At 67.5% G+C, this 25,124-nt stretch carries 26 protein-coding genes, 1 tRNA gene and 1 riboswitch; of the genes, 13 read left to right on the top strand and 14 right to left on the bottom strand.

Features of this window, described 5'->3' with window-relative positions:
* Positions 1-127: 127 nt before the first annotated feature.
* Entirely contained in the window at positions 128-505 is a 378-nt protein-coding gene (locus tag AC1RU4_RS12010; protein ID WP_492891322.1) for a response regulator, read from the top strand.
* Positions 502-1,137: a pyroglutamyl-peptidase I gene (locus tag AC1RU4_RS12015; protein WP_492891323.1), complete on the top strand. Its 636-nt coding sequence runs from the start codon at positions 502-504 to the stop codon at positions 1,135-1,137. The genes AC1RU4_RS12010 and AC1RU4_RS12015 overlap by 4 nt, the downstream gene beginning before the upstream one ends.
* Here AC1RU4_RS12015 and AC1RU4_RS12020 read toward each other — a convergent pair.
* Positions 1,115-1,471, bottom strand: a complete 357-nt coding sequence (locus AC1RU4_RS12020; RefSeq protein WP_492891324.1) for a c-type cytochrome — start codon at positions 1,469-1,471, stop codon at positions 1,115-1,117. The two genes, AC1RU4_RS12015 and AC1RU4_RS12020, sit on opposite strands and share 23 nt — an antisense overlap.
* Before the next feature lie 60 nt (positions 1,472-1,531).
* Positions 1,532-2,797 carry a PQQ-dependent sugar dehydrogenase gene (locus AC1RU4_RS12025; protein WP_492891354.1) on the bottom strand — a complete coding sequence of 422 codons (1,266 nt, stop codon included), beginning with the start codon at positions 2,795-2,797 and terminating at the stop codon, positions 1,532-1,534.
* A gap of 383 nt (positions 2,798-3,180) precedes the next feature.
* Between AC1RU4_RS12025 and AC1RU4_RS12030 the strand changes: the two genes are divergently transcribed.
* Both AC1RU4_RS12030 and AC1RU4_RS12035 read left to right on the top strand, forming a co-directional pair.
* Entirely contained in the window at positions 3,181-4,107 is a 927-nt protein-coding gene (locus AC1RU4_RS12030; RefSeq protein WP_492891325.1) for a sulfite exporter TauE/SafE family protein, read from the top strand.
* Complete coding sequence (locus AC1RU4_RS12035) at positions 4,104-4,973, top strand: TIGR02186 family protein (protein WP_492891326.1); 870 nt, start codon at positions 4,104-4,106, stop codon at positions 4,971-4,973. Before AC1RU4_RS12030 ends, AC1RU4_RS12035 begins: the two co-directional genes overlap by 4 nt.
* A 44-nt stretch (positions 4,974-5,017) precedes the next feature.
* On the opposite strand, the gene AC1RU4_RS12040 is transcribed toward AC1RU4_RS12035, so the two are convergent.
* Positions 5,018-6,436, bottom strand: a complete 1,419-nt coding sequence (locus tag AC1RU4_RS12040; protein WP_492891327.1) for an AtzE family amidohydrolase — start codon at positions 6,434-6,436, stop codon at positions 5,018-5,020.
* Positions 6,433-6,654: a DUF4089 domain-containing protein gene (locus AC1RU4_RS12045; protein WP_492891328.1), complete on the bottom strand. Its 222-nt coding sequence runs from the start codon at positions 6,652-6,654 to the stop codon at positions 6,433-6,435. The genes AC1RU4_RS12040 and AC1RU4_RS12045 overlap by 4 nt, the downstream gene beginning before the upstream one ends.
* Before the next feature lie 167 nt (positions 6,655-6,821).
* Here AC1RU4_RS12045 and AC1RU4_RS12050 point away from each other — a divergent pair.
* Together AC1RU4_RS12050 and AC1RU4_RS12055 are read left to right on the top strand one after the other, a co-directional pair.
* Positions 6,822-6,898 (top strand) — tRNA-His (locus tag AC1RU4_RS12050).
* Between the two features lie 181 nt (positions 6,899-7,079).
* The gene (locus AC1RU4_RS12055) at positions 7,080-8,459 is read left to right on the top strand and encodes a pyridoxal phosphate-dependent decarboxylase family protein (protein ID WP_492891355.1); all 1,380 of its coding nucleotides are present in this window, start codon (positions 7,080-7,082) and stop codon (positions 8,457-8,459) included.
* An 88-nt stretch (positions 8,460-8,547) separates the two neighbouring features.
* Here AC1RU4_RS12055 and AC1RU4_RS12060 read toward each other — a convergent pair whose 3' ends face one another.
* A complete protein-coding gene (locus AC1RU4_RS12060) occupies positions 8,548-8,865 on the bottom strand; it encodes a hypothetical protein (protein ID WP_492891329.1) in 318 nt (105 codons plus the stop codon).
* Positions 8,866-9,280: 415 nt separating this feature from the next.
* Between AC1RU4_RS12060 and AC1RU4_RS12065 the strand changes: the two genes are divergently transcribed.
* Entirely contained in the window at positions 9,281-9,568 is a 288-nt protein-coding gene (locus AC1RU4_RS12065; protein WP_492891330.1) for a hypothetical protein, read from the top strand.
* Between the two features lie 99 nt (positions 9,569-9,667).
* On the opposite strand, the gene AC1RU4_RS12070 is transcribed toward AC1RU4_RS12065, so the two are convergent.
* Complete coding sequence (locus tag AC1RU4_RS12070; RefSeq protein WP_492891331.1) at positions 9,668-10,381, bottom strand: hypothetical protein; 714 nt, start codon at positions 10,379-10,381, stop codon at positions 9,668-9,670.
* Positions 10,382-10,844: 463 nt separating this feature from the next.
* Positions 10,845-11,678 carry a universal stress protein gene (locus AC1RU4_RS12075; protein ID WP_492891332.1) on the bottom strand — a complete coding sequence of 278 codons (834 nt, stop codon included), beginning with the start codon at positions 11,676-11,678 and terminating at the stop codon, positions 10,845-10,847.
* 137 nt (positions 11,679-11,815) lie between these two features.
* Here AC1RU4_RS12075 and AC1RU4_RS12080 point away from each other — a divergent pair, with 137 nt between their 5' ends.
* The 5 genes from AC1RU4_RS12080 to clcA all read left to right on the top strand — a co-directional run bounded on the left by AC1RU4_RS12080 (position 11,816) and on the right by clcA (position 17,454).
* Positions 11,816-12,574 (top strand): ABC transporter permease, encoded by a 759-nt coding sequence (locus AC1RU4_RS12080; RefSeq protein WP_492891333.1) that lies wholly within the window; start codon positions 11,816-11,818, stop codon positions 12,572-12,574.
* Positions 12,575-12,653: 79 nt separating this feature from the next.
* The gene (locus AC1RU4_RS12085; protein WP_492891334.1) at positions 12,654-13,556 is read left to right on the top strand and encodes a sensor domain-containing protein; all 903 of its coding nucleotides are present in this window, start codon (positions 12,654-12,656) and stop codon (positions 13,554-13,556) included.
* Positions 13,553-14,743: a winged helix-turn-helix domain-containing protein gene (locus AC1RU4_RS12090; RefSeq protein ID WP_492891335.1), complete on the top strand. Its 1,191-nt coding sequence runs from the start codon at positions 13,553-13,555 to the stop codon at positions 14,741-14,743. The genes AC1RU4_RS12085 and AC1RU4_RS12090 overlap by 4 nt, the downstream gene beginning before the upstream one ends.
* A gap of 45 nt (positions 14,744-14,788) precedes the next feature.
* Positions 14,789-14,907, top strand: a riboswitch (TPP riboswitch).
* A gap of 82 nt (positions 14,908-14,989) precedes the next feature.
* Positions 14,990-15,931: an ABC transporter substrate-binding protein gene (locus AC1RU4_RS12095; protein ID WP_492891336.1), complete on the top strand. Its 942-nt coding sequence runs from the start codon at positions 14,990-14,992 to the stop codon at positions 15,929-15,931.
* A 158-nt stretch (positions 15,932-16,089) separates the two neighbouring features.
* Positions 16,090-17,454 (top strand): H(+)/Cl(-) exchange transporter ClcA, encoded by a 1,365-nt coding sequence (clcA, locus tag AC1RU4_RS12100; protein ID WP_492891337.1) that lies wholly within the window; start codon positions 16,090-16,092, stop codon positions 17,452-17,454.
* A gap of 7 nt (positions 17,455-17,461) precedes the next feature.
* Here clcA and AC1RU4_RS12105 read toward each other — a convergent pair whose 3' ends face one another.
* The 5 genes from AC1RU4_RS12105 to phnC form a co-directional block, all read right to left on the bottom strand.
* A complete protein-coding gene (locus AC1RU4_RS12105; RefSeq protein WP_492891338.1) occupies positions 17,462-19,201 on the bottom strand; it encodes an ABC transporter ATP-binding protein/permease in 1,740 nt (579 codons plus the stop codon).
* A gap of 232 nt (positions 19,202-19,433) precedes the next feature.
* Positions 19,434-19,670 (bottom strand): hypothetical protein, encoded by a 237-nt coding sequence (locus AC1RU4_RS12110; RefSeq protein WP_492891339.1) that lies wholly within the window; start codon positions 19,668-19,670, stop codon positions 19,434-19,436.
* Between the two features lie 137 nt (positions 19,671-19,807).
* Positions 19,808-20,629, bottom strand: coding sequence for a phosphonate ABC transporter, permease protein PhnE (gene phnE, locus AC1RU4_RS12115; RefSeq protein WP_492891340.1), 822 nt, complete (start codon positions 20,627-20,629; stop codon positions 19,808-19,810).
* Positions 20,630-20,805: 176 nt separating this feature from the next.
* On the bottom strand, positions 20,806-21,813 hold the full coding sequence (phnD, locus tag AC1RU4_RS12120) for a phosphonate ABC transporter substrate-binding protein (protein ID WP_492891341.1): 1,008 nt from the start codon (positions 21,811-21,813) through the stop codon (positions 20,806-20,808).
* 14 nt (positions 21,814-21,827) lie between these two features.
* Positions 21,828-22,667, bottom strand: coding sequence for a phosphonate ABC transporter ATP-binding protein (gene phnC, locus AC1RU4_RS12125; protein ID WP_492891342.1), 840 nt, complete (start codon positions 22,665-22,667; stop codon positions 21,828-21,830).
* Positions 22,668-22,817: 150 nt separating this feature from the next.
* Here phnC and AC1RU4_RS12130 point away from each other — a divergent pair, with 150 nt between their 5' ends.
* Positions 22,818-23,282 (top strand): DUF6790 family protein, encoded by a 465-nt coding sequence (locus AC1RU4_RS12130; RefSeq protein WP_492891343.1) that lies wholly within the window; start codon positions 22,818-22,820, stop codon positions 23,280-23,282.
* 30 nt (positions 23,283-23,312) lie between these two features.
* Here AC1RU4_RS12130 and AC1RU4_RS12135 read toward each other — a convergent pair whose 3' ends face one another.
* Both AC1RU4_RS12135 and AC1RU4_RS12140 read right to left on the bottom strand, forming a co-directional pair.
* A complete protein-coding gene (locus tag AC1RU4_RS12135; protein ID WP_492891344.1) occupies positions 23,313-24,347 on the bottom strand; it encodes a hypothetical protein in 1,035 nt (344 codons plus the stop codon).
* A gap of 10 nt (positions 24,348-24,357) precedes the next feature.
* The coding region (locus AC1RU4_RS12140) for an electron transfer flavoprotein-ubiquinone oxidoreductase (RefSeq protein ID WP_492891345.1) at positions 24,358-25,124 on the bottom strand (767 nt) is incomplete at its 5' end.

The raw sequence follows: 25,124 nt of genomic DNA on the forward strand, positions 1-25,124 counted from the left end.
AAAGCCCTATTGCAAACTCCAATCGAGGAATCGATCCGAAATGTCGACTCCGGCGTATAAGCGAAGGCGATCCGGGCTTAAGAATGGACCGGTCGAGGCAGTGGGCGGGGAAATGGAACAACGGGGCATGCTCGCCGGACGAAGCGTCTTCATCGTCGAGGACGAGCCACTGGTCGCCCTGATGATCGAAGCGATGGTCGAGGAGCTCGGCGCCGTGGTGATCGGCAGTGCCAAGCACCTGCCCGACGCGCTCGATTTCGTCGCCAAACGCCACGAAGACATCGACATCGCCCTGCTCGATCTCAATCTCGGTGGCATCGCGAGCTACGATGTCGCCCAGGCGGCCGCCGGACAGGGCATTCCGGTGGTGTTCTCCACCGGCTATGACGACGAGGCGATCTCCGAGCCCTGGCGTAGCCGGCCGCTGCTGTCGAAGCCGTTCCAGCTCGCCCAGCTCGAGGACGCGCTCGCCTCGGCGCTGGCGTCGCGCGTGCCGCGCGGATGAGTGCGGCGGACGCCCCGCATATCCTGATCACCGGCTTCGGCCCGTTCCCCGGCGCGCCGGCCAATCCCGCCGCCAGCCTCGCCCGCGCCCTGGGGCGGGTGCGGCGGCCGGCGCTGTCCGACACGCGGCGCAGCGTGCGCATCCTGCCGACGCTGTGGGAGGAGGCGGCCGGCTTCCCGGCAGCGCTCGACGCGCTGGCGCCCGACATCGTGCTGATGATCGGCCTCGCCGCCCGCCGCCGGGAGCTGTGCGTCGAGATCGTCGGCCGCAACCGCACCCGGCTGCATCCCGATGCGGCCCGCCGCCGACCGCCGGCGCCGCGCTTCGAGCCCGGCGCGGCGGCCTTGCGGGGTTGCCCGGTCGACCCCCTGCCGCTGCTGCACGCGCTGAAATCCGCCGGCCTGCCCGCCCGGCTGTCGCGCGATGCCGGCGGCTACGTGTGCAACGCCTTGAGCTGGCGCGCCTATGGCTGGGCACGACGCGAGGCTCGCCAGCGCCTTGCCGTCTTCGTGCATGTCCCGCGTCCACGCCGTGGCGGCCCGCTTGCCCCCGCCCGCATGCTGCGCGGGCTCGCCGCCCTGCTGGTGGCGCTGCTGGCCCAGTACCGGCTCAGGGCGGCGGCTGCACGCTGACCTCGATCGAGTTGTACCAGGCGGCGAAATTGGCGATGTCGTCGTCGCTCAGCTCCTTGCTGACGACGGTCATCATCTCGTTCACCCGCTTGCCGGAACGAAACTCCTCCAGCCCCTTGGCAAGATACATCTCCACCTGACCGGCGAGGTTGGGCGCCTCCGGGTGCTGGGACATTCCGTTCGCCCCATGGCAGACGGCGCATTGCTGCGCCGCCTTGGCGCGTCCCGCCGCCGCGTCGCCGGCACGCGCCGGTGCGCCGGCGAGGCAGGTAGCCGCAAGACTCGCCACCGCCGCCAGCGGCAGGCTCCACGTCCGCTTCATCAACTCATCCATGCGTGATTTCGGGAGAAGGCCGCGACGGGTCGATGCCGCCGCGGCCGGAAGGATCGGAACTCACTGACCGTAGGAGATGCGGTAGATCGCCCCCGATGTATCGTCCGATACCAGCAGGGAGCCGTCATTGAGCTGCGCCACCGATGCCGGCCGGCCGAGATACTCGCCGTTCGGCGTCAGCCAGCCTTCGGCGAAGGGCTCGCTCCTGCCGGCGGTGCCGTCCTCCTTCAGCTCGGTGAACAGCACCCGCGCGCCCACCGGCACGGTGCGGTTCCACGAGCCGTGCTGCACCGAGAAGATGCCGCCGCGATATTTCGCCGGGAATTGCGAGCCGGTGTAGAAGGTCATGCCGAGATCGGCGGCGTGCGCCACCGTCTCGACCTGCGGCTTCACCGAATCCGCCGGCGGCGTCTTGTCCTTGTATTCGGCGGTCCGTACCGATCCGCCGCCATAATAGGGGAAGCCGAAGGTCTGCCCGGCCCTCTCGGCACGGTTGATTTCGCCGGGCGGAATGTCGTCGCCCATGCCGTCCACCTGGTTGTCGGTGAACCAGAGCAGCTTGTCGCGCGGGTTGAAATCCATGCCGACGGAATTGCGGATGCCCCAAGCGTAAACCTCGCGATTCTTGCCGTCGCGGTCCAAGCGCACGATGCCGCCGATGCCGATCTTCTGGTAGAGGTCGTATTTTTCCGGCGCGAACACGTTGAAGGGCTGGCCAAGCGTTATGTAGAGCTTGTCGTCCGGCCCGATCCGGCAGACGCGGGCGGTGTGATTGTAGGATTCCTCCTCCTTCGGAATCAGCTCGCCCTGCTTCACCACCACGAAGGCGGCGACGTCCGGCCCTTCGTAGAAATATTCGGCCGCGGGGAACAGCAGCACCCGGTTCTGCTCGGCGACGAACAGGAAGCCGTCCTTGCTGAAGCACACGCCGTGCGGCACCTTCATCTGGATCGACGGCGCGAAGGGTTTCACCTCGTCGGCGACGCGATCCTTGTCGCGGTCGGTCACCGCCCAGACCTTGGTCTTGCGGGTGCCGACGAAGACGACGCCGGTGGTCGGCCCCACCGCCATCTCGCGCGCATCCGGCACGATGGCGTAGAGGGCGATCTTGAAGCCGTCCGGCAGCTTGATGCCCGCCAGCGTCTTGTTGAAGGCGGCGACACGCGGGCCGTCCTGCGGCACCGTCACCATTTCCAGCGGCGTGCCGGTCGCCTGGAAGTTCGACAGCTTCTCCAGATTGTCGGTCGCTTGCGCCAGCGCCGCCCCGGGGGGAGCTGCGAGAAGCAACGCGCCGGCAAGCATGGTCGAGGTCAGCAGCGCCGACATACGGCGTCCGCGGGTCCGTCTTGTGGTCATGGAACATCCTCCCAGGCATTCGGGCCACGTCCGGGCCCGTTCCGCCAATTAGTATTACCATTACCTTGCGAAATTAAAGCGTCACGAAGCCAATAAATTCCGTGAAATAATATATAATACATTGCAGTGCAAAATATTACTTGGATCGAAACAATATCGACTTATTGGACGCTCGGCAGGATCCGCACCCCGTCGCCGGCTTCGCAACCGCCGCACCGAGGGTCGGCACCGCCGCGCGAGCGCGCGCCGCCGTCTCTCCCCATTGCCGCCCCGCATCCGCGCTCATCACCTGTTAGCGGAATTCTGCTAAGCGGAGGGCACGGCCCCTCCCCCCGATGCGGGAACCGACGCGCGTGACCATCTATCTGCCAATCGCCGAATTGCCGGTGAACATCTTCACCCTCCTCGCCATGGGGATCGCGGTGGGCTTCATCTCCGGCATGTTCGGGGTTGGCGGCGGCTTCCTGATGACGCCGCTGCTCATCTTCCTCGGCGTCGCGCCGGCCGTGGCGGTGGCGAGCGTGTCGACCCATATGGCCGCCTCCTCGCTGTCCGGCACGCTCAACTACATGCGGCGAAAGCTGGTCGACGTGCAGCTCGGGATGGTGCTGCTGGCCGGCGGCCTCACCGGCACGCTCACCGGCGTGCTTCTGTTCATGCTGATGCGGCGCTTCGGCCAGCTCGATCTGTTCATCGCGGTTTCCTACATCGTGCTGCTCGGCACCATCGGCACGCTGATGGTGATCGAGAGCCTGCGCGCGCTCATCCGCAACTGGCGCGGCGGCAAGGCGCAGGTGCGCCGGCCGGGCGCGCATCCGTGGTTCCTGCGCATGCCGTTCAAGATGCGCTTCCGCCAGTCGCGCATCTATGTCTCGGTGATCCCGGTGGTGGTCATCGGCTTTTGCATCGGCCTGCTCGGCGCCCTGATGGGTATCGGCGGCGGCTTCCTGCTGGTGCCGGCACTGATCTATCTGCTGCGCGTGCCCACCCTGACCTCGGTCGCCACCTCGCTCATGCTCACCCTCGTCACCATGGCGGCGGCCATCGTGATGCACGCCGCGCTCAACCAGACGGTGGATGCGGTGCTGGGGCTGGTGCTGATGGTCGGCGGCACCATCGGCGCCCAGTTCGGCGCCCGTGCCGGCCAGACCATGAAGGCGGAGAATCTGCGGCTGCTGCTCGGCCTGCTGGTGCTGGGCGTCGGGCTGCGCGTCGCCGTCGACCAGATCAGGCAACCGGCCGACCTCTATGCCGTCACCATCGACGAGGCGCGGCGGTGAGACACAGGCTCGCCCTGCTGTTCTTCGGCCTCGCGGCGCTGGCCCTCGGCGCCGCGCCGGGCAGTGCGCAGGAACAAGTCGCGGCGCAGGGGCAGGCGGCGGCGCAAGGACCAGCCGCGGAGCTTGGGCACACCCCGGCGCTTGGGCCAATCCCGGCGCTTGGGCAAGGACTGGTCCTGTCGCTCTCCAAGGCGCGGGTGACCATCGCCTCCAGCTTTTCCGGCGACAGCCTGGTACTGTTCGGCGTAGCGCCGGCCAATACCGACGGCAGTGCGCCGCAGGACGTCGTCGTCACCGTGCGCGGGCCGAACGAGAGCTTCGTCACCTGGCGCAAGGCGCGCCGCTTCGGCCTGTGGACCAATGTCGAGAGCCGCTCCTTCCTCGCCGCCCCCTCCTATCTCGCGGTGCTGAGCAGCCGCGAGCCGGCGCTGATGGCCGACGCCGATACGCTGCGGCAGGAACAGGCGGGCTTCACCAATAACCGCCTGCTGCAGCGCGTCGGCTCGGACTATGCCGACGTGGTGCCGGACGATCCGTTCCGGCAGGCCTTCCTGCGGGTGAAGCAGGCGCAGGGCCTGTATTTCGAGCGCATCGCGGCGGTCGAATTCATCGCCCCGCATGTCTTTCGCACCGTGATCCCGATCCCCGGCATCGCGCCGATCGGCGCCTACGAGGTGCAGGTGAAGCTGTTCCAGAACGGCGAGCTCGTCGCCCGCGGCCAGCTGCCGCTGGAGGTGACGAAGGTCGATTTCGAACAGACGGTCGCCACCGCCGCGCAGGAACACGCGCTGCTTTATGGCCTCGTCACCATGCTCGGCGCGCTGGCCGTCGGCTTCATCGCCAATCTGGTGTTCCGGCGGGATTGAGACGCGGAGCCCGCGCCGGCCACATCCGGCCGTCGCCCCCGCCCTTACACCGCCGGCTCGGGTGCATAGGCGACACCGGCCGCTTCCAGCACCCGCGCCGCGCGCAATGCCAGATCCTCGCGCCACGGCGCCGCGATCAGCTGCACCGCGATCGGCAGCGGCCCGCCGCCGGGAATCGGTGCTGCGGCCACCGGCAGGCCGATGAAGGAGATCGGCTGGGTGTAGATGCCGATATTCGGGCGCACCAGCATCTCCCTGCCGTCGAGCACGAAGGTCGCCTGCCCGCTGCGCGGTGCCGGCACCGGGGTCGCCGGCGCGATCAGCACATCGAACGCGGCGAACAGTTCCAGGGCCCGATCATGGAACCAGCGGCGGAAATTCTGCGCCTTCACCACCAGCCCGGCCGGCAGCGCCGCGCCGGCAAGCAGCCGCTCGCGCACCGCCGGGTCGAAATCGTGCGGCCGGTCGCGCAGCCGCTCGCGATGCAGCGCCGCCCCTTCCGCCATGGTGATGAGATAGGCGCTGGCCCGCGCCCGCTCGACCTCCGGCAGCTCCACCGTCCGCGTGGCACCGAGCGCGGCGGCGGCGCGGAGGACCGCGTCATAGGCCTGCTCCGTGCCCTGGCGGGCGAACCAGCCGCCGAGCACGGCGACGCGCAAGCCCTCGGCGCCGCGCATCAGTTCCGGCAACGTCGGCGACGCCGGCATGTCGGCGAGGCCGGGATCTTCGGCGTCCGGGCCGGTAAGCGCGTCATAGGTGGCGGCGAGGTCGGCGACGTTGCGGGCGAAGGGGCCGAGATGGTCGAGGCTCGCCACGAAGGGAAAGGTGCGCGCCCGCGACAGCCGTCCATAGGTCGGCTTCAGCCCGAAAATGCCGCAGAAGGAGGACGGCACGCGGATCGAGCCGTTGGTGTCGGAGCCGAGCGAGAGCGGCACCAGCTTGCCGCCGACCGCAGACCCCGAGCCGCCGGAGGAACCGCCGGACATGTGGCCGAGATCGTGCGGGTTGCGGGAATTGCCGGCATGGATGTTCTCGCCGGTGAAATCATAGGCATATTCGCCCATGTTCAGCGCGCCGACGCAGACCGCTCCCGCCGCGCTCATGCGCTCGACCAGCGTGGCGTCGCGCGGCGCCGGGTCCCGGTCCCTGTTGATCTTCGAGCCGGCAAGCGTCGCCAGGCCCTTGAGATCGAACAGGTTCTTCACCGCATAGGGCACGCCGGCGAGCGGGCCGAGGGCCTTGCCCGCCGCCCGCGCCGTATCGACCGCTTCCGCCTCGGCCAGCGCCCGCACCGCCGTGACATGGGTGAAGGCGTTGAGCCTCGGGTCGACCGCCTCGATGCGTGCGAGCGCCGCCTCGCAAATGGCGCGGGCGCTGACCCGGCCGCTGCGCACCGCGTCGGCGATGGCGAGCGCCGGACCGGCCGCGAGGTCGGCGATGGTCGAGAAATCGGTAGCGCTCATGGCCGGTACACCGGCGCGGGCTCCGCCTCGTCGGGGAGCGCGAAGTCGAGCACCAGCGCGCCCATGCCGAGCGCGGTTTCCAGGTGCATCAGCACGCGCGGACGCAGCTCCGGCTCCAGCGGCAGGCCGGCCAGCGCCAGCGCCGCATCGAGATAGGAGCCGAGATCGCCGGATCGCTCGCCGCCGCCCTTGCCGCCGCCCGCCCGTTCATCCGTCACATCCGCCTCCACTGCCATGCTCTCGTGCCTTTATTCAGGAAGCGTGCCACGCCGGATCGGGCGCGGCGAGGCGGGCAGCCCCTTCTATCCCAAGGATTTTACGCCTCGCGGTTCGGCGGTCTTGCAAAGTGACCTTCGCCCCAGTAGGTTCCGCGCCATTCTGGCATGCAGCTGTAGCTCAGTTGGTTAGAGCGCCGGTCTGTGGAACCGGAGGTCGGTGGTTCGAGCCCACCCAGCTGTACCAGAAAAACCACAGCATTTTCGGCTCTTTACGAGAGCTTGGCGCCAAGCGGGCGGCCTTCTGTGACGCGTCGCGAGGCCGCTGGCGGCCTTCCTTTTGCGCGTGACGCCGCCGAGCCTGGAGAAGGCTGGGCGTAAGGGAAAGACATGCTATCGTGCCGTGGTCGCCGAGAAGTCCCGTGGCCATGCACAGCTTGAACATCTCCGACGAGGAATTGTCGCGCCTGACCGAGCAGGCTCTGGCGCTCGCCCTGAACTATTGGGCGTCCGTGAACGACCTGCCGGCCTATCCCGCGACACGCGGCGATCAGACTTCCCGCCTCTTTGCCCGGCCCTGGCCCGAACAAGGCCTCGGGGGAGTGGTCCTCGATGACTTCAAGGTCATCGCGGAACACGTACGTCCTTCGGGCGGCAGGTTTTTCGGCTATGTCGTCGGATCCGGCGAGCCCGTCGGCGCGCTCGGGGACCTGCTTGCGGCGGTGCTCAACCAGAATGTCACCGCCTGGCGATCCGCCCCCGCCGCAACGGCGATCGAGCAGGTGGTCGTCGGCTGGCTGGCGGAGGCGGTCGGCTGCGGCGGCTTCAGGGGCAGCCTGTGCGGCGGCGGGTCGGCGGCAAACCTGATGGCGCTCGCCATGGCGCGTGAAGCAAAGCTGCCCGCCAATGAAGAGGGCGCGCGGCCGGGAACGGTCTACACGTCCGAACAGGCGCACATGTCCATGGCAAAGGCCGTTGCTATGCTGGGCATAGGCCGGAGCAACCTGCGCCTGATCCCGGTGGACGAGGGCATGCGGATGCGGACGGATGCGCTCGAGGCGGCCATCGCCGCCGACCGGCAGGCCGGCAAAACACCGATCGCAATCGTGGCGACGGCCGGCACGGTCAATATGGGCGCCATCGATCCGCTGCCGGAGATCGCCGACATAGCAGAGCGCGAGGCGATATGGCTGCATGTCGACGGCGCCTATGGAGGCCTGGCGGCCCTTGCGGCGCCGGAAAAATTCCGGGGGCTGGACCGGGCGGACTCGATGTCGCTCGACGCGCATAAATGGCTGTATCAGCCCCTCGAATGCGGCTGCCTCCTCTACCGCGATCCGCAGATCGCGCGCCAAACCTTCTCGCATAGCGGCGACTATGTCAGGATATTTTCTGAAGTCCCCGAGGAAACCTTCGCCTTCTTCGAGGAGTCGATGGAGCTGTCGCGCCGCTTCCGGGCGCTGAAGCTCTGGATGTCGCTGCAATATCACGGACGCGCCGCCTTCCGCGAGGCGATCAACCGCGACCTCGCGCATGCCCGGCTGCTGGCCGATATGGTCGAGGCGCAGCCCGAACTGGAACTGCTTGCGCCGGTGCCTCTCAGCGCGGTCTGCTTCCGCCATCGCACGAAGGACAACGCGGCCATTCTGCAGCGCGTGATCGCGCGCGGCCGCGTGTATCTGTCGAACGCGACGATCCACGACCAGTTCGCGCTGCGTGCCTGCTTCGTCAATCACCGGGCGACGGAAGACGATGTGCGGGCGATCGTCTCGGAAGTCATCGCCGCCGCCGGCGAGCTCAATCGCTGACGCGCCCGTCCTTCGGTTCGAAAGGGCGGAACGCCCCCGGACAGGGTTCTCCAGGCCTCACCGCCGCAGGTGAATCACCAGGGTCGGATCACCTCGCGGCCTGCTCGATCGGCAAGGGCTCGATGCTCGCCCGCGCATAATAGGTGGCAAGCCTGCCCGGCGTCTCCAGACTCGACACCGAGCAGGGCTCGTCGGTGGGAAGCCAGCTGGCCACGTTGAGGTTCATGCCACAAATGGCGAGCCGGGGACCATTGGGACCGGTCAGGCAGACGCGCTGATCGTGCTGGTAGTCCTTGCCCCGCGCCCGGCAGGTGCAGTCGGCGGCGGCGACGGCCAAGCCTGCCAGCAGGAAAGCGAGGCACAGGCCGGCGATCCGGCCGCCCCGCAATATCGAAGATTTGCGCATGTGAAGACCTCCACGGGTTGGAAGGCGATGCACTGGCAGGCCACAGCACGGCAAGCGAACATGTTTCGTGGGCGAATATGCGGGATCTCGCGAGGATACCGCTCCAGAAATGCCCAACACGCCGGATCCCACCGGGGGCCGTTTCGCGCTACTTTTTCATTGGGTGCGAAACGGTCGCCGAGCGCAGGTAGAATGCACCAAGAACGGCCATTTGGAAACGCAACTCCTGCGCTATGGATAGGCCGGGGCGTACGGTCGGTCAGCGCGACGCGTGCGCTTCCTTCGCGGATGGCCAGCCGTCGCCCGTCAACGGCCATCCAATCCGCCGAACCATGCCGCGGCACGCACGTCGTATTGATTAGGCAGGGCGCGAACGGCGGCTAGAATTGGTGGCAGGCCGTTGCGAGGCGAAACGATGCGAACCGCTCTTCTGTGCGTCCCCTTCATCCTCCTGGCTCCGCCGGCCTTTGCCCAGGTACAGCCGAATTCGCTGAGCATGACCTGCGCATCCGCCAGCACGCTCGTCCGCCAGCGGGGCGGAGTGGTCATCGGCACCGGTCCCAATGTGTACGACCGCTACGTGGCCAACCAGAGCTATTGCGAACTGGACCAGACGACCGTCCCGGCCTGGATCCAGACGACCGACCAGAGGCAGTGCTTCGTCGGCTATCGCTGCCGCGAGCGCCTGGAACGGGATCGCTGAGCGGCGAACGCTCGCGACCGGCAGGATACGAACAAGGGCGGCTTTCCTCTCGCCCGAGGACGCCTGCGCCCAGCGCATGCGCTCCCGGCCCGGCAGCGATCACATCGCCACGGCGTTTTCGTTCACGACCGGCTGCTGGGAAGCCATCTGTTCCGCGAGCTTCCGAGCTCGCCGCTGGACCAGCAGGCGGTAGGGCTTGACCTCGTTCTGGAGCTGGTCCTGCCACAAAACGAAGGTTGTCCGCGGGTCGGCATGATGGTCCGTATCCAACCGCGGCAAGTACTCCGGCTTGTATTCATAATTGCTATCCAGCATCTCTTCGTCGATGCGGAAGAACTTGACCTTGCTGTTCTTCAATAGCCCCTGCGCCAGCTGATTGTTGAAATCGACGCAGCGGCGGTTTCGAGCTGCATGCCTGATATCGATATAGTCGGCGGCCTCCTGCATTCTCTCGGGGGGAAAGCTCGCAAGGCGGGAAGTAACCGAAACGAATGCGCTATCGCGCAGCGGGCAGGGTTGAGGCGCCAGAATGCAGATGCTCCTGATGCTCTTCGACACCTGGCTGGCCTCGAGAATCTCCCCTATGAAATTATTGAGGGAATCGATCCTTTCCTGGAAGAACGACTCCTCGTGTATCTTCATCGATTCGCAAAATTTGCGATAATAGCTGAATTCTACATCCACTTCCCCAAAATGAAGAAGCAAATCTTTCTGAGTTGGTATCAACGCCAGATTCCGAACAACAACTCCATGCCCAACGGCAGACTTATTGTTCACCAATCCCTTCATGGTCGACGCAGAAAATACATTCACCGAAAAATTTCCATGAACGTCGAACTTGAACTGACGCGTACTCGACGAGCCACAAAACATATACATGTTTTCCCCCGACCTTGCGGTGCCAATCGAAAACTAGGATCGATATAACGATAAAATCGATACAAAATGGCGCCATACAAAACAAAACCGCCATACGCAGCGTCGCACCGAGACACTACGATGGCAACATCATTTGCCCTCGGAATCGAACATCCCCACTCGATTCGATTTACACGATCGTCCTGCTTGCACGCTCTTGGGTCAGGCAGGCCGCCCGACAAACCACCCGGCACGAGCCTCGCGATGGACAGCAGCGTCGCCCGTTTTCCGACGTTAGGGAATCATCGATGCAACTCTGCGTCAGTGCGCCGACAAGGCAGGGTTCCCGGAAGGCAGCCAATGAAAAAGGCGGCGCAAGCGCCGCCTTACCCTGTTCCGAAGCCTGAGTGCCCCGCGCTCAGTGCGCCAGCAGCAGCGGCACCGTCATGCGCTCCAGCATGTCGCGGGTGACGCCGCCCAGCACGAATTCGCGCAGCCGCGAATGGCCGTAGCCGCCCATGACCACGAGGTCGATGTTGCGTTCCGCCACTTCCTTCAACAGCACGTCGACGATGCCCTCGTCGCTGGCCGGCACCAGCCGGCGCAGTTCGACATTCTTGTCATGGCGCGACAGATGCTCGGCGAGGTCGGCTCCGGGCAGGCGGCCCGGCCTGGCCTTGCCGGTCTCGACGACCGTCACCTCGACGAAATCCGCCTTCTCCACCAGCGAGCGCGCCTCGGAGACCGCGCGGGCGGAGGCACGCCCGCCATCCCAGGCCACCATGATGCGGCGGGCGGAAAACGGCTTGGCCTGCTTCAGCGGCACCAGCAACACCGAGCGGCCGGAATCGAACAACACCGATTCGGCGATCACCTCTTCCGCCCCCATCCTGTCCGGGTCGGACTGGCCGACAATGGTGAGGTCGAACAGCCGCGCCATGGTGCCGATCTGCTCGGCCGCGCCGCCCGGAGTGCCGTCGATGCTGCGCACCGCGGCGCTGATGCCGACGGAGCGGGCCGCCTCGCCGAAACGATCGACCGCCACGCGGGCGAGCCGCTGGCCTTCGGCGCGCTGCGCCTCAAGGAAATCGGTGGAAAACGCCTCGGTATAGACCGGCGGAATGTCGATATCGTAGCTTACCGCCACGGCGGTCAGGTGCGCATCCAGCGCCGCCGCCGCGGAAACGGCATAGTCGGTGGTCGCATCGGTACCCTCGCCGACTCGCAGGCTGACGAGAATGTCCTTGATCATGGCCTTCCTCCGCTCTCCAGGTTTGTTCATTCTTACCTCCCACAAGGTGGCGTCGTATTGACCGGCGTCAAGTCCGGCCATTCCCCTACGTCATTCCGGCGACGCGGCTTTCGCGCGCCCTTCACCGGAGAATAGTGATGGCCGGGTTCGCGCGTGCCGTTCTTGTCGGCGCCCTCCTCCTCGGAGCGTGGGAGCTCGCCGTCCGCCTTGCCGGCGTGCCGGCCTATATCCTGCCGGCCCCCTCGCGCATCGGCGTCGCGCTGTGGAGCAACCGGGCGATCCTGTTCGACAACGCGCTGATCACGCTCGGGGAAATGCTGCTCGGCCTCGCCTGCGGCGCCGCGCTCGGCATAGCCTGCGCCCTTGCCATGGCGACGTCGCCGGCGATCCGCCGCGCCATGCGGCCGGTGCTGCTGGTGGCGCAGGCCCTGCCGGTGTTCGCCATCGCGCCGCTGCTGGTCATCTGGTTCGGCTTCGGCCTCGCCTCCAAGATCGTGATGGCGAGCCTGATCATTTTCTTTCCCGTCGCCTCCGCCTTTCACGACGGGCTCGCCCGTGCCGACCAGGGGCTGATCGATCTCGCCCGGCTGCACGGCGCCGGCGATCTCGCCTTGCTGCGCTTCATCCGGGTGCCCGCGGCGCTGCCGGCGCTCGCCTCGGGGCTGCGCGTCGCCACCGCGGTGGCGCCGATCGGCGCGGTGGTGGGGGAATGGGTCGGCGCCTCGGCCGGGCTCGGCTACCTGATGATCTACTCCAATGCCCGCATGCAGACCGACATGGTGTTCGCGGCGCTGACCATCCTGCTCGCGGTGGCGCTGATCCTGTTCGCGCTGGTCGACCGGGCGCTGGCCCGTCTGGTGCCCTGGGCGCCCGAGACGCTTGCTGTGCATGAGTGAACCCAGGCCGAGCGGTATACTTATGATGTGTTAACCTCCACGGGAGAACGTAGGCTTTCCGCCGGTCCTGTGAGGATCCATGATTTCGCGCCAGGTTCTCTATGAAGCACTGGTGGACGTGTTCGAGCTCTCGCCCGTCGCCATTTGCATTTCGACGGCCGAATATGTGTCCCGGTACATCGTGGCAAATCCGGCCTATCTGAAAATGATCGGCCGCAGCTGGGAGGAGATCGCCGGTCAGCCGATGTTTCTGGACACCGCCAGGCCCCTCGACGACCCGCAGCGGCTGCGCCGCATCCACCAGCTGGAAACGGTCGGCCTGTACGAGCTCGAAGAGGTCGATCTGCGGCACTCTTCCGGGCGCATCATTCCCACGCTCATCTCGACGCAACGCCGCACCATCAACGGCCAGCGCCTCGACATCGAGATCATCATCGACAATTCCGAACGCAAGGCGTTCGAGCGCGGCATTCTGGAGGCGGCCTATACCGATGTCGTCACCGGGCTGCCGAACCGTGCCGCCTTCGATCGGAAGCTGCACGCTATGCTGGCGCAGCGCCGGCCCGGCGAAGGCATCAGCCTCGCCTATATCGACCTCAACGGCTTCAAGTCGATCAACGACCGCCATGGCCACGCGACCGGCGATCGGATGCTGCGGCATCTGGCCGAGAGACTGCGTACCCGCGTGAATCCCGAGCACTTCGTGGCACGGATCGGCGGCGACGAATTCGTGCTGCTTTTCACCTTTCAGCCGGACGAGGCGCCGACCGCCGACGCGCTGCACGCGCTCGCCGAAACCATCTGCACGGCGATCGATGTCGACGGCCACCAGCTCAATATCGGCGCGGCCCTCGGCGTCGCCGTCACCGTCGAAGCCATCGACGCCGACGCGCTGCTCCGCCACGCCGACACCCTGATGTATGCCGCCAAGGCCACCGGCCGGACCATCGAGGTCGATCTCAGATGGATCGACGGTGCATGAGCCTGCACCTCTCGAATGACGACGCGCGGCGCATCTTCCTGGCGAAGCAGGGTCTGTCCCGGCAACCCGGACGGGCGCTGTCCAAGTCCGGCCTGCTCGATCTCGTCCACGAACTCGGCTTCGTGCAGGTCGACAGCATCGCCACGGTCGAGCGGGCGCATCACCACATCCTGTTCGCCCGCGCCCAGACCTATCGGCGCGAGCACCTGACCGCGCTGCTGGAGCGCGACGGCGAGCTGTTCGAGCACTGGACGCACGACGCCGCCATCATTCCCAGCGCCTTCTATCGCTACTGGAAGCACCGCTTCGCGCATGCGCAGGCCAATCTCGCCGAGCGCTGGCGCACCTGGCACGAGAACGGCTTCGAGCAGTCGATGGAGCATGTGCTCGACCGCGTCACCGCCGAGGGCCGGCTGATGGCGCGGCATTTCGAGGCCGAGCAGCGCCAGCCCGGCGGCTGGTGGAACTGGCATCCGGCCAAGACGGCGCTCGAATATCACTGGCGTACCGGCCGGCTCGCCATTGCCGGCCGCGAGGGTTTCCAGAAGATCTACGACCTCGCCGAACGCGTCATCCCCGTCCGCCATTTCGAGCCCGAAATCTCGCGCGAGGCTTTCGTCGACTGGGCCTGCTCCTCGGCGCTGGAGCGGCTGGGCTTCGCCACCCAAGGCGAGATCGCCGCCTTCTGGGACCTCGTCTCGCCGGAGGAGGCACGCGCCTGGGTACTGGCCAATCGCGAGAAGCTGGACGATGTCGTGGTGATCGCCGCCGACGGCAAGCCGCGTGCCTCCTTCGCCTTCGCCGGCAGCGGCCCGGCCTTCGACGCCCTGCCCGCCCCGCCGGCGCGGCTGCGGGTGCTCAGCCCGTTCGACCCGCTGCTGCGCGACCGGGCGCGCACCGAGCGCCTGTTCGGCTTCTTCTACCGCATCGAGGTATTCGTGCCGGCGCCCAAGCGGGTCTATGGCTATTATGTCTTCCCGCTGATCGAGGACGACCGGCTGATCGGGCGCATCGACATGAAGGCCGACCGCAAGGCCGGCAGCCTCGACGTGCGCCGCCTGTGGCTGGAGCCGGGGGTGCGCGCCTCCTCCGGCCGGCTGGAGCGCCTCGACGCCGAACTCGCGCGCATGGCCCGCTTCGCCGGGGTCGAACGGGTGGCCTATCTCGACGGCTGGCGCGGCGCATAGCCGGCTTCGCGCCGATTGCCGTGGCATACCCGCTCTGCTAGTCTTCGGCTGTCCGAGGGGTGTCCCGCCGGCCCGCAAGGGTCCAAGGGGCTGAGATGGCGCAAGCCAGACCCTTTGAACCTGATCCGGGTCATGCCGGCGAAGGGACGGAACGACGGCGGGGTCGCCTCCACACAGGGAGCATGCCCGCGCCGGATTTCCCCCGAAAGCTCATGTGCCGGATCTCCACAACGGGAGGAGATCCATATGTTCATCAAGACCATCGCCGCCGCCGGGATCGCCCTGGCGCTTTCGCTTGCTCCCGCCGCCGCCGCGGACAAGCTCACCGTGCTGCTCGACTGGTATGTGAATCCAGACCACGCGCCGCTGATCCTCGCCAGGGAGAAGGGTTTCTTCGCCGCCCACGGCCTCGATGTCGAGCTGGTGGCGCCGGCCGACCCGTCGGCGCCGCCGCGCCTCGTCGCCGCCGGCCAGGCGGAAGTCGCGGTCAGCTACCAGCCGAACCTCTATCTCTCGGTGAAGGAGGGCCTGCCGCTGGTGCGCTTCGGCACCCTGGTCTCCACCCCGCTTACCGCGCTGGTGGCGCTGAAGGACGGCCCCATCAAGTCGATCGCCGATCTCAAGGGCAAGACGGTCGGCTTCTCGGTCGCCGGGCTGGAGGACGCGCTGCTCGGCACCATGCTCGCCGATGCCGGCCTCAAGCCGACCGACGTCACCATGGTGAACGTCAATTTCGCGCTCTCCCCGGCGCTGGTCGCCGGCAAGGTCGACGCGGTGATCGGCGCCTACCGCAATTTCGAACTCACCCAGATCAGGCTCGAAGGCAAGGAAGGCATCGCCTTCTTTCCCGAGGAGCACGGGGTGCCGGTGTTCGACGAACTGGTCTACGTCACCCGCAGGGACCTGATCGGCGACAAGCGCCTCAAGCCTTTCCTCGCCGCCGTCGAGGACGCCACCATCTACATCCTCAACCACCCGGACGAGGCGTGGGGCGTGTTCGTGAAGGCCAATCCGAAGCTCGACGACGAACTCAACCGCACCGCATGGGCCGATACGCTGCGCCGCTTCGCCCATGCCCCGGCGGCGCTCGACACCGAGCGCTATGCGCGCTTCGGCGAATTCATGAAGAAGCACGGGCTCATCGACACGGTCGAGCCGGTCGCGACCTACGCGCCCGTCCTGCCCTGAGGCGGGAGGCCGCGCGTTCCGATGGCGCGCGGCCTCCTTGCTGCAAAGCCGCAAGTACCTTGCCGAACCTGCGAATTTGCCGATTTCGTTCTTCCGGCCCGTGCCTTGCGGTGCTACCCGTCCCAAAGGGCCGATAGCGCGGGCGCGGGGGAAACGACATGGGCAATGGCGGTTATCACGCGGTAGCGGTTGTCGTCGGCGTGGCGGTCGGTCTCGCCGGCGTCGCCTTCCATCTCGGCGTCGATGGGCTGATCGCCGCCTGGCCGTCGCTGCTGCGCGATACGCTCGGCCTGTCGGGCACCGCGCTCCATGCCGCCGGCGGTGCGGTCGCCGCGATCATGGCCGTCGTCTCGCTCTGGCTGGTGCGCCGCTTCGCTCCCGAGGCCGGCGGGTCGGGCGTGCCGGAGATCGAGGGAGCGATGGAGGGCCTGCGCGAGGTGCGGTGGCATCGCGTGCTGCCGGTGAAATTCGTCGGCGGCCTCTTGTCGCTCGGCTCCGGCATGGTGCTCGGCCGCGAGGGCCCGACCATCCATCTCGGCGCCTCCATCGCCAAGGCCGCCGCCGACCTGACGAAGCTGCAGGCCGAGGACATGCGCGGCCTGCTGGCGGCCGGCGGCGCGGCGGGCCTTGCCGCGGCCTTCAACGCGCCGCTGGCGGCGGTGCTGTTCGTGATCGAGGAGACGCGGCGGCAATTTCCCTATAGTTCGCGCACCTATATCGCCGTCGTTCTGGCGTCCCTCGCCAGCGCCGTCGTCACCGAGCAGCTCACCGGCAGCGTACCCTATATGCTGCTCGACGTGTCGCAGATGCCCCTCGGCGCGCTGCCGGCCTTCATCGTGCTCGGCGCCCTGCTCGGCGCCGTCGGCGTCGGATTCAACCGCACGCTGGTCTGGTCGCTCGATCAGGTCCGCCGTCTCGGACTGCGGACGTCGTTCTATATATTCCCGCTCGCCGTCGGCCTCGTCGTCGGCGTGCTGATGTTCGTGCTGCCCGAGGCGACGCAGGGCGGCGAAGTGCTGGCGGTGCAGCTTGCCAAGGAGGCCCGGCCGCTGGGCGTGCTCGCCGTGATCGTGCTGCTGCGCTTCGTCATGACCATGGCGAGCTATTCCACCGGCGTCGCCGGCGGCATTTTCGCGCCCATCCTCGCGCTCGCCACCACCGTCGGCCTGTGCTTCGGCACCGGCCTGGAGATGCTGTTGCCGCTGCCGGAAAACACCCATGTCGGGCTTGCCGTCGCCGCCATGGGAGGATTGTTCGCGGCCACCATCGGCGCGCCGCTGGTCGGCATGGTGCTGGTGATGGAGCTCACCGGCGCCTACGGCCTTCTCGTCCCGGTGATGCTGACGACGATCGTCGCCAACATGGTCGCGCAGCGGCTCGGCGGCCGCCCGATCTACGAGATCCTGCTGGAGCGCACCCTGGCCATCGAAGCGAATGGCCAGCCGGCGCCCGGCCGGCGGTTCCGGCTTCGCCGGCGGTCCCGCGACATGAGCGGAATGGCCGCCGCCGACCAGGACAAGTAAGGCCGGGCTACGCCGCCGCCGGCACCGCATTGAGCTGCGCCGGGCCGCCGGGCGTCGCCTCCAGCGCGAGATGCCGTCCATGCAACGCGCGCAGCGTCGCCCGGTGGCCGATGGAGAGGATCGCCGCGCCCGGCAGCCGCCGGCGCAGCATCTGGTAGAGCGCCGCCTCGCCCGGCTCGTCGAGCGCCGAGGTGGCCTCGTCGAGCAGCAGCACGTCCGGCTTGATCAGCAGCGCGCGGGCGACCGCGAGCCGCTGCTGCTCGCCGCCGGACATCACCGAGGGCCACAGCGCCCGCTCGTCGAGCCGCGCGGCGAAGGCGTCGAGCCCCACCGCCTCCAGCACCTCGCGCAGCGCGGCGTCGTCGTGCTCGGCCATGGCGTCGGGATAGGCGAGCGCACCGCGCAAGGACCCAACCGGCAGATAGGGCCGCTGCGGCAGCACCAGCAGCCGCGCTTCCGGCGCCAGCGCCACCGCGCCGGAGCCATAGGGCCAGATGCCGGCAATGGCGCGCAGCAGCGTGCTCTTGCCCGAGCCCGACGGCCCGGTCAGCAGCACGCTCTCGCCACGGCCGATGGCGATCCCGTCGGCGGTGAGCAGCGCCCGCCCGTCCGGCAGCCGCAACTCGACATCGTCGAGCGCCAGCATCGCCCCGCCGGTCGCCGGCTGGTGGCGCCAGGCGTCGGCGGCGGTCTCGGCACGCGCGGTGGCGATGTTGTTCTCGAAGCCGATGAGACGATCCACCACCGCCTTCCACTCGGCCAGCGTCGAATAGGCGTTGATGAAGAAGGAGAACGAGCCCTGCACCTGGCCGAAGGCGGAGGAGGTCTGCATCAATTGCCCGAGCTGGATGGTGCCGGCGAAATAGGCCGGCGCCACCACGATGAAGGGGAACACGTTCGAGAACTGCCCGTAGCCGGCGGTGAACCAGGTCAGCCGCTTCTGGGCGATCATGATGCCCCAGTAATTGCCGATGATGTGGGAGAAGCGCTCGAGCAGCCGCGCCCGCTCCACCTTTTCGCCCTCCATCAGCGCGATCTGCTCGCCGTTCTCGCGCACGCGCACCAGGTCGACGCGGTAATCGGCCTCGAAGCGCTGCTGGTCGAAGTTCAGCTTCACCAGCACCCGGCCAATGAGATGGGTGAGCCAGGTGCCGACCGCGGCATAGGCGAAGGCCGCCCAGACCAGATAGCCCGGAATGTCCCACTCGCGGCCGAACAGGGTGAAGTGGAAGTCGCCGGATAGGCCCCACAGGATCACCGCGAAGGAGGCGAGCGTCATCACCGCGTTGAGCAGGCCGATGAAGATGCCAATGGTCTGGGCGATATAGGCGCGGATGTCCTCGGCGATACGCTGGTCGGGGTTGTCCGCCGTGTCGCCCTTCAGGCGCAGCCGGTAATGCGTCTGGTGGTCGAGCCAGGCCGAGAGGTACTTCTCGGTCATCCAGGTGCGCCAGCGGATCTCCAGCCATTGGCGCAGATAGATCTGGTAGACGGCGATGATGATCGCCCCGGCCGCATAGAGGCCGAACAGCCAGAACTGGTGGACGAAGGCGGGGTAATCCTTCTCCTGGATGGCATTGTAGAAGGCATTGTTCCACTGGTTGAGCAGCACGGTGGCGTAGACCCAGCCCACCTCCAGCGCGACCACGGCGCCGAGCAACAGGCCGCCCCGCCATTTGTCCTCGCCGCGGAAATAGGGGGTCGACAACCGCCAGACGTCGGACAGTAGGCTGAGAATGGCACGCACGGGGAATCTCCGGCCGGAAAGGCATGGGGCAGCGCATGGGCAGCGCCGGGCAAGGCGCATGCTGCGAGACTAGCCGAGGTAATGCGGGCGGGAGAATGGCCGCGAGATTAAAGTTTGGTCAGGTGCCGGAGCCGCCCGGCAGGCGCGGCGGCAGCCTGCCGGGCGGTCGATGCGAGAAGGGCGGCGTCCGTGCGGACGCCGCCCTTCCCGTTTCGTGGAATGTCGTCGGCCGTCACTGGGCCGGCTTGGCGGCCGCCGGTGCGCCGGCCGGGGCCTTGGCTGCGGCCGCCGGAGCGGCGGATGTGCCGGCGGCGGCCGGCGCATTGTGCTTCATCCCCTGCCAGGGCTGCTTGGACTGATGCAGCGTCTGCCAGAAGGCCGCGCGCTCTTCCTTGCTGCGTCCGGCGGCCGAAGCTGCGGTGATGCCGAACGTGGCAATGAGGGCGGTGGCGAGAAGAATGCGAAACATGAGTCTCTCCTTAAAACGACAGCGTCGCGGGACGACGGTGCGTGCTTTCGGAGAACTATTTATGTCGCTAGCGATCCAATCGTAAGGGAAGCTCACGCATCCCTGATCTTGCGAATTCGCATGGAACGCAAAGGCGCTCAGATGAAGCGCTTGCGGATGTTCTGGCTCACCATGTCCAGCAGCGAGACGGTGACGATGACGATGATCAGGATCGCCGCGGCGTTCGAATAGAGGAAGCCGCGCATGGTCTCGTTGAAGGTCATGCCGATGCCGCCGCCGCCGACGATGCCGAGCACGGTGGCCGAGCGCACATTGGATTCAAAGCGATAGAGCGCATAGGAGATCCAGAGCGGCAGAACCTGCGGCAGCACGCCATAGATGATTTCCTGCAGCCAGGTGCCGCCGGTGCCGCGAATGCCCTCGACCGGCGCCGGGTCGATCTGCTCCACCGCTTCCGAGAACAGCTTGGCGACGACGCCGGTGGTGTGGACGAACAGCGCCAGCACGCCGGCAAAGGGGCCGAGGCCGACGGCGGCGATGAAGATCAGCGCGAAGACCAGCTCGTTGATGGCGCGGCAGGCGTCCATCAGCCGGCGCACCGGGAACGCCACCCAGCGCGGCACCACATTGTCGGCGCACAGGATGCCGAAGGGGATGCCGGCGATCACCGCCAGCAGCGTGCCCCAGACGGCAATGGCGAGCGTCTCCAGCATCGCATTGGTGTAGACGTCCCAATCGGTGAAGTCGGGCCGCAGGAAATCGGCGCCGAGGATCGCCATGTTGCCGGCGTCGCGCCACAGCTGCGCCGGGTTCATCTCCGCCTCGTGCCAGCAGAACACCAGCACCACCACCGCGAGCGCGGCAAGCGCGAGGCGTGTCAGCCGGGTGGCGAGCGGGGTTACCGGCGGCAGGGGAAGCGCGGCGATGGTGGCGCGGTGGGCGTCGTCGGCGGCGAACATCGGAGTCTCTCCAGAAGATCGTCGTCCCGGATGGCTCGGGGCTCAGCCGGGATCACCAGATAGACGTCATCCCGGAACGGCCGTCCGCCGTATCCGGGATCGCGTGCAGAACGGGGAGCCGATCCCGGATCGCCGCGGGCGCGGCGTCCGGGATGACATGGCCGGGAAACCCGACCTCACATGGCGGGCAGCTTCTTCAGCTGCGCGTCGAGCTGGGCGAGCTGGGCGTCGATCTTCTTCAGCTCGGCGGTCTTTTCGTCCGCCGAGAGCTTGTCGCTCTTCTCGGCCTTGACGCGGGCCTTGAACAGTTCGAGCTGGCGGATCGGGATCAGCTGCGCGTCGGAGGAGGCGAGGAACGGACCCCAGCCATCCGAGGTCTTGGCGAGCACTTCACGCGCGGCCGCCACTTCTTCCGGGGTGCCGAGGCGGCCATAGGTCATGAAGAAGGTGTAGATCTTGGCCTTCAGGTCGGCCGGCAGGTCCTTGCGCCACACGATCGGGTCGCCGGCGATCATCGGCGAGCGCCACACTTCCTTGATCTTCTTGGCTTCTTCCGGGCGCGTCATCTGCAGGCGCGTCATGTTCTCGGTATTGTTGGTGGCGAAGTCGACCTGCTTGTTGGCGACGGAGAGCAGGTTGGCCTCGTGGTTGCCGGTCACGACGCGCTTGTAGCACTTGGTCGGGTCGACATTGTTGAGGGCGAACACGTAGTAGCTCGGCACCAGGAAGCCCGAGGTGGAGTTCGGGTCGCCATTGCCGAAATTATAGCCCTTCGAACAGTCGAGGATGTCCTTGAGGCCGTTGATGTCGCTGCGGTCGGCATTGGTGACGATCAGCGAATAATAGCCGCTGGAGCCGTCCGGCTTGGCCGTCTTCACGAACACTTCGCCGTTGGCGCGGTCCACCGCTTCCATCGCCGACTTGTTGCCGTACCACGCCACGTCGACCTTCTTGAAGCGCATGCCCTCGATCACGCCGGCATAGTCGCCGACGAAGAACGGCTTCACCGGCATGCCGATGGCCTTTTCCATGGCGACGAGCAGCGGCTCGAAGCTCTTGGCGAGATTGGCGGAGGACTCGGTGGAGATGAAGCCGAAATTGAGCTCCTTGATCTCGTCGGCGGCGCGGGCGGGCGCGCTCGCGAGGGCGGCCAGCGCGAGGCCGGCGGCAATGAGACGCTTCATGGGGGTCGCTCCTGTCAGGATACGGTTTCGGACGAATGGGCTTCGAGCGCCGCCCCGGAGGTCGGCACCGCGAATTGGCTCGGCAGGATGAGTTCCTCGGCGCTGGCGCCGTAGAGCTCGGTAAGGAACGGGCCGGTGATGCGCGAGGCCGGGCCGTCGAACACGACGCGGCCGGCATTCATGGCGATCACCCTGTCGAAATAAGCGGTGGCGTAGTCCACCTGGTGCAGCGACACGACCAGCGCGATGCCGTGGTCGCGGCTCAGGGTCACCAGCGTGTCCATGACGCGCTTGGCCGATTTCGGGTCGAGCGAGGCGATCGGCTCGTCGGCGAGCACCAGCTTGGCGCCCTGCACCAGCGCGCGGGCGATGGCGACGCGCTGCTGCTGGCCGCCGGAGAGTTCGCGCGCCCTCTTGTGGGCGTGCGCAGCGATGCCGACCTCGGCCAGCGCCGCCAGGGCGGTGCGCTTCTCGTCGGCGTTGAACAGGCCGAGCGTGCCACGCAGGCTGCTCATGCGGCCGAGCGCGCCGACCAGCACATTGGTCATCACCGTGAGTCGGCCGACCAGGGCGAATTGCTGGAAGACGAGGCCGATCTGCCGGCGGGCGCTCCGCACATCGGACGCGAGCCGGCCCTTGTCCTGCACGCTGACGCCGAACGAACGGACCGCCCCGCTGCCGGCATCGGCCAGTGCCAGCCCCGAGGCGATGCGGATCAGCGTCGACTTGCCGGAGCCGGAGGCACCGATCAGCGCCACGCGCTCGCCCGGCTGGATACGGAGCGACACGTCGTCGACGGCCCGCATGGAGCCCCAGGTCTTGCTGACATGGTCGATTTCGAGCGCCGCCGCCATTCGGTGTCCCTCTTCGCCCATCGGGGTCGACGAGGGCGTAGCGGCGGCAGATGACGTCGGGATGAATGGTGCGTTACACTTGTATGACATTCCTCAACGTCATGTGTCCCGCTCCCCCCTCCCCCCGCATCGATCGGCTGTGCTCCCGCCATGCTCTATCTCGCCACGCTGCTGCTCACCATGGTCATCCTGCCCGTCGTCTCCATCGCCTCGGAACTGGCGAGCGCGGGATCGGTGGCCGGCTTTTTCATCATCGCCAGCAAGTGGTTCGTGTTCTGGGCGGTGGGGGTGCGGCTGCTGCTCGCCGGCCTGACGCAGCTGTTCAAGCCGGGCTTCACCGCCGCCTCCATCCTCGGGGTCGACGACACCCGCGCGCATGTGCTGGTGCAGGAGCTCGGCTTCGCCAATCTCGCCATCGGCACCGCCGGCCTGCTGTCGCTGCTGATCTCCAGCTGGGTGTTTCCGGTCGCCTATGTCGGCGGCGCGTTTCTCGGCCTCGCCGGCCTGAACCATCTGCGCCGGCCGCACCGCACCTTCCGCGAGAACATGGCCATGATCAGCGACCTGTTCGCCGCCTTCATCCTGTTCGCCGCCTTCGTCATCGCCCAGTTCTGAAACGGGCCGCGCCATCGCGCGGACCGGCCGTCAGCGCCGCCGGAACCCGACATAGCCGCCATCGGCATCGTAGAGGACGTCATAGCCGTTCAGCAGGTGGAAGCCGGTATTGACGAAGGGCCGGTCGGCGACGCGCAGATGGATGGCCTCCGGTGCCAGCGGCGAACCCCCGCCCACCGCGAAGCGGTAGAGCTCGAACGCCGCCTCCCCCGTCCCGACGCTCACCGCCACCTGCGTGCCCGGCGGCAGCGAGCCCGTCGCGCCGGCCGCCTGCGCGGCGGGGACGGTCATGTACATCACCGACACGCCGGTATCGACCAGCAGCGTCCCGCAGGCCGGCGGGATGGCGTCGTTCAGCGCGATGCAGGCCGGCGTCGCCGCCCAGTCGGAGCGATCGGCCTGGCGATCGAGCTTCAGGAAGCGGAAACCGCCGCGCGTGTTCTCGGCCGTCAGCCCGACATGCACGCCCTCCGGCGACAGGATGTAGCCGTTGCGCCGCGCGCCGGCGCCGCCGGTCACCCGCAGCAGCGGATTCCTGTCCGGCGTGCTCTGGCTCTGCATGTCGGCCTCGCGGGCGAAGCCGATTCCGACCATGGCGATGTGCTCGGGCATCTGCCGGGGCGTGCAGTCGCTTGCATAGTCGAGGCAGCGCAGCTCGGTTACCGCCAGCACCGGCATCGGCTCGGTGGTGACGGAGGCGCCCTCGGAGGCGCCCTCCTTGCCGGACAGCGTCACCGGCGTCACCACCCATTGCCCGACCATCTGCCGGCCGGAGCTCGAATAGGTCAGCTGGCCCGGCCCCTGGCTCGGCAGCTGGTCGAAGCCGGGAATATAGGCCGCCGCCACCACGATGCCGGTGGAGCCGGAATCGAGCTCGGCCCGCAACGGCTCGCCGCCGGGAAAGGCCAGCCCGATGCGCGGCACCGCCTCGATGACGCCACCCGGCCGGGCGTTGAGGTAGCGCAGGAAAAGCCCCTCGCGGAACGGCGCATAGTCTGGCGCGTCGGCGGCCTGCGCCGCTCCGGCCGCCAGCAGCAGCGCCGCCGCGATCATCGCCCGCCGCATCGGCTTCCCCTCACATATTGGGATAATTCGGCCCGCCGCCGCCTTCGGGGGTGACCCAGGTGATGTTCCGGTTGGGGTCCTTGATGTCGCAGGTCTTGCAGTGCACGCAGTTCTGCGCGTTGATCACGAAGACCTCCTCGCCGTCCTTCTCCACCCATTCATACACCCCCGCCGGGCAGTAGCGATTGGACGGGCCGGCATAGACGTCGTGCTCGGAACGCTTCTGCAGCGCCATGTCGGCCACCCTGAGATGGACCGGCTGGTCCTCCTCATGATTGGTGTTGGACAGGAACACCGAGGACAGCCGGTCGAACGACACCACGCCGTCCGGCTTGGGATAGGCGATCTTCCTCGATTGCGCCGCCGGCTTCAGCGTCGCGGAGTCCGGCTTGCCATGCTTCAGCGTGCCGAACGGCGAGACCCCCAGCAGCGTGTTCGCCCACATGTCGAGCCCGCCCAGCGCGATGCCGGCATAGGTGCCGAGCTTCGACCACAGCGGCTTGACGTTGCGCACCTTCCACAGATCGGCGCCGATGGCCCCGGTTCGCCAGCCCTGCTCGTAGCCCTCCAGCACGTCCTGCGCCCGCCCGGCGGCAATCGCCGCGGCCGCCTCCTCGGCGGCGAGCATGCCGGAGAGCACCGCATTGTGGCTGCCCTTGATGCGCGGCACGTTGACGAAGCCGGCGGCGCAACCGATCAGCGCCCCGCCGGGGAACACGGTGCGCGGCACCGACTGATAGCCGCCCTCGGTGATCGCCCGCGCCCCATAGGACAGCC

This window comes from Ancylobacter sp. GW821-FHT10E12, from assembly GCF_058809335.1.

What these genes read in the sequence shown, in the direction of transcription:
- AC1RU4_RS12015 (WP_492891323.1), top strand. Translation starts at nt 502, where the DNA reads ATGAGTGCGGCGGACGCCCCGCATATCCTGATCACCGGCTTCGGCCCG.
- AC1RU4_RS12110 (WP_492891339.1), bottom strand. Translation starts at nt 19,670, where the DNA reads ATGTTTCGCATTCTTCTCGCCACCGCCCTCATTGCCACGTTCGGCATC.
- AC1RU4_RS12090 (WP_492891335.1), top strand. Translation starts at nt 13,553, where the DNA reads ATGAGCCTGCACCTCTCGAATGACGACGCGCGGCGCATCTTCCTGGCG.
- AC1RU4_RS12025 (WP_492891354.1), bottom strand. Translation starts at nt 2,797, where the DNA reads ATGTCGGCGCTGCTGACCTCGACCATGCTTGCCGGCGCGTTGCTTCTC.
- phnE (WP_492891340.1), bottom strand. Translation starts at nt 20,629, where the DNA reads ATGTTCGCCGCCGACGACGCCCACCGCGCCACCATCGCCGCGCTTCCC.
- AC1RU4_RS12095 (WP_492891336.1), top strand. Translation starts at nt 14,990, where the DNA reads ATGTTCATCAAGACCATCGCCGCCGCCGGGATCGCCCTGGCGCTTTCG.
- AC1RU4_RS12055 (WP_492891355.1), top strand. Translation starts at nt 7,080, where the DNA reads ATGCACAGCTTGAACATCTCCGACGAGGAATTGTCGCGCCTGACCGAG.
- AC1RU4_RS12040 (WP_492891327.1), bottom strand. Translation starts at nt 6,436, where the DNA reads ATGAGCGCTACCGATTTCTCGACCATCGCCGACCTCGCGGCCGGTCCG.
- AC1RU4_RS12085 (WP_492891334.1), top strand. Translation starts at nt 12,654, where the DNA reads ATGATTTCGCGCCAGGTTCTCTATGAAGCACTGGTGGACGTGTTCGAG.
- clcA (WP_492891337.1), top strand. Translation starts at nt 16,090, where the DNA reads ATGGGCAATGGCGGTTATCACGCGGTAGCGGTTGTCGTCGGCGTGGCG.
- phnC (WP_492891342.1), bottom strand. Translation starts at nt 22,667, where the DNA reads ATGGCGGCGGCGCTCGAAATCGACCATGTCAGCAAGACCTGGGGCTCC.
- AC1RU4_RS12135 (WP_492891344.1), bottom strand. Translation starts at nt 24,347, where the DNA reads ATGCGGCGGGCGATGATCGCGGCGGCGCTGCTGCTGGCGGCCGGAGCG.
- phnD (WP_492891341.1), bottom strand. Translation starts at nt 21,813, where the DNA reads ATGAAGCGTCTCATTGCCGCCGGCCTCGCGCTGGCCGCCCTCGCGAGC.
- AC1RU4_RS12080 (WP_492891333.1), top strand. Translation starts at nt 11,816, where the DNA reads ATGGCCGGGTTCGCGCGTGCCGTTCTTGTCGGCGCCCTCCTCCTCGGA.
- AC1RU4_RS12060 (WP_492891329.1), bottom strand. Translation starts at nt 8,865, where the DNA reads ATGCGCAAATCTTCGATATTGCGGGGCGGCCGGATCGCCGGCCTGTGC.
- AC1RU4_RS12065 (WP_492891330.1), top strand. Translation starts at nt 9,281, where the DNA reads ATGCGAACCGCTCTTCTGTGCGTCCCCTTCATCCTCCTGGCTCCGCCG.
- AC1RU4_RS12130 (WP_492891343.1), top strand. Translation starts at nt 22,818, where the DNA reads ATGCTCTATCTCGCCACGCTGCTGCTCACCATGGTCATCCTGCCCGTC.
- AC1RU4_RS12010 (WP_492891322.1), top strand. Translation starts at nt 128, where the DNA reads ATGCTCGCCGGACGAAGCGTCTTCATCGTCGAGGACGAGCCACTGGTC.
- AC1RU4_RS12075 (WP_492891332.1), bottom strand. Translation starts at nt 11,678, where the DNA reads ATGATCAAGGACATTCTCGTCAGCCTGCGAGTCGGCGAGGGTACCGAT.
- AC1RU4_RS12020 (WP_492891324.1), bottom strand. Translation starts at nt 1,471, where the DNA reads ATGGATGAGTTGATGAAGCGGACGTGGAGCCTGCCGCTGGCGGCGGTG.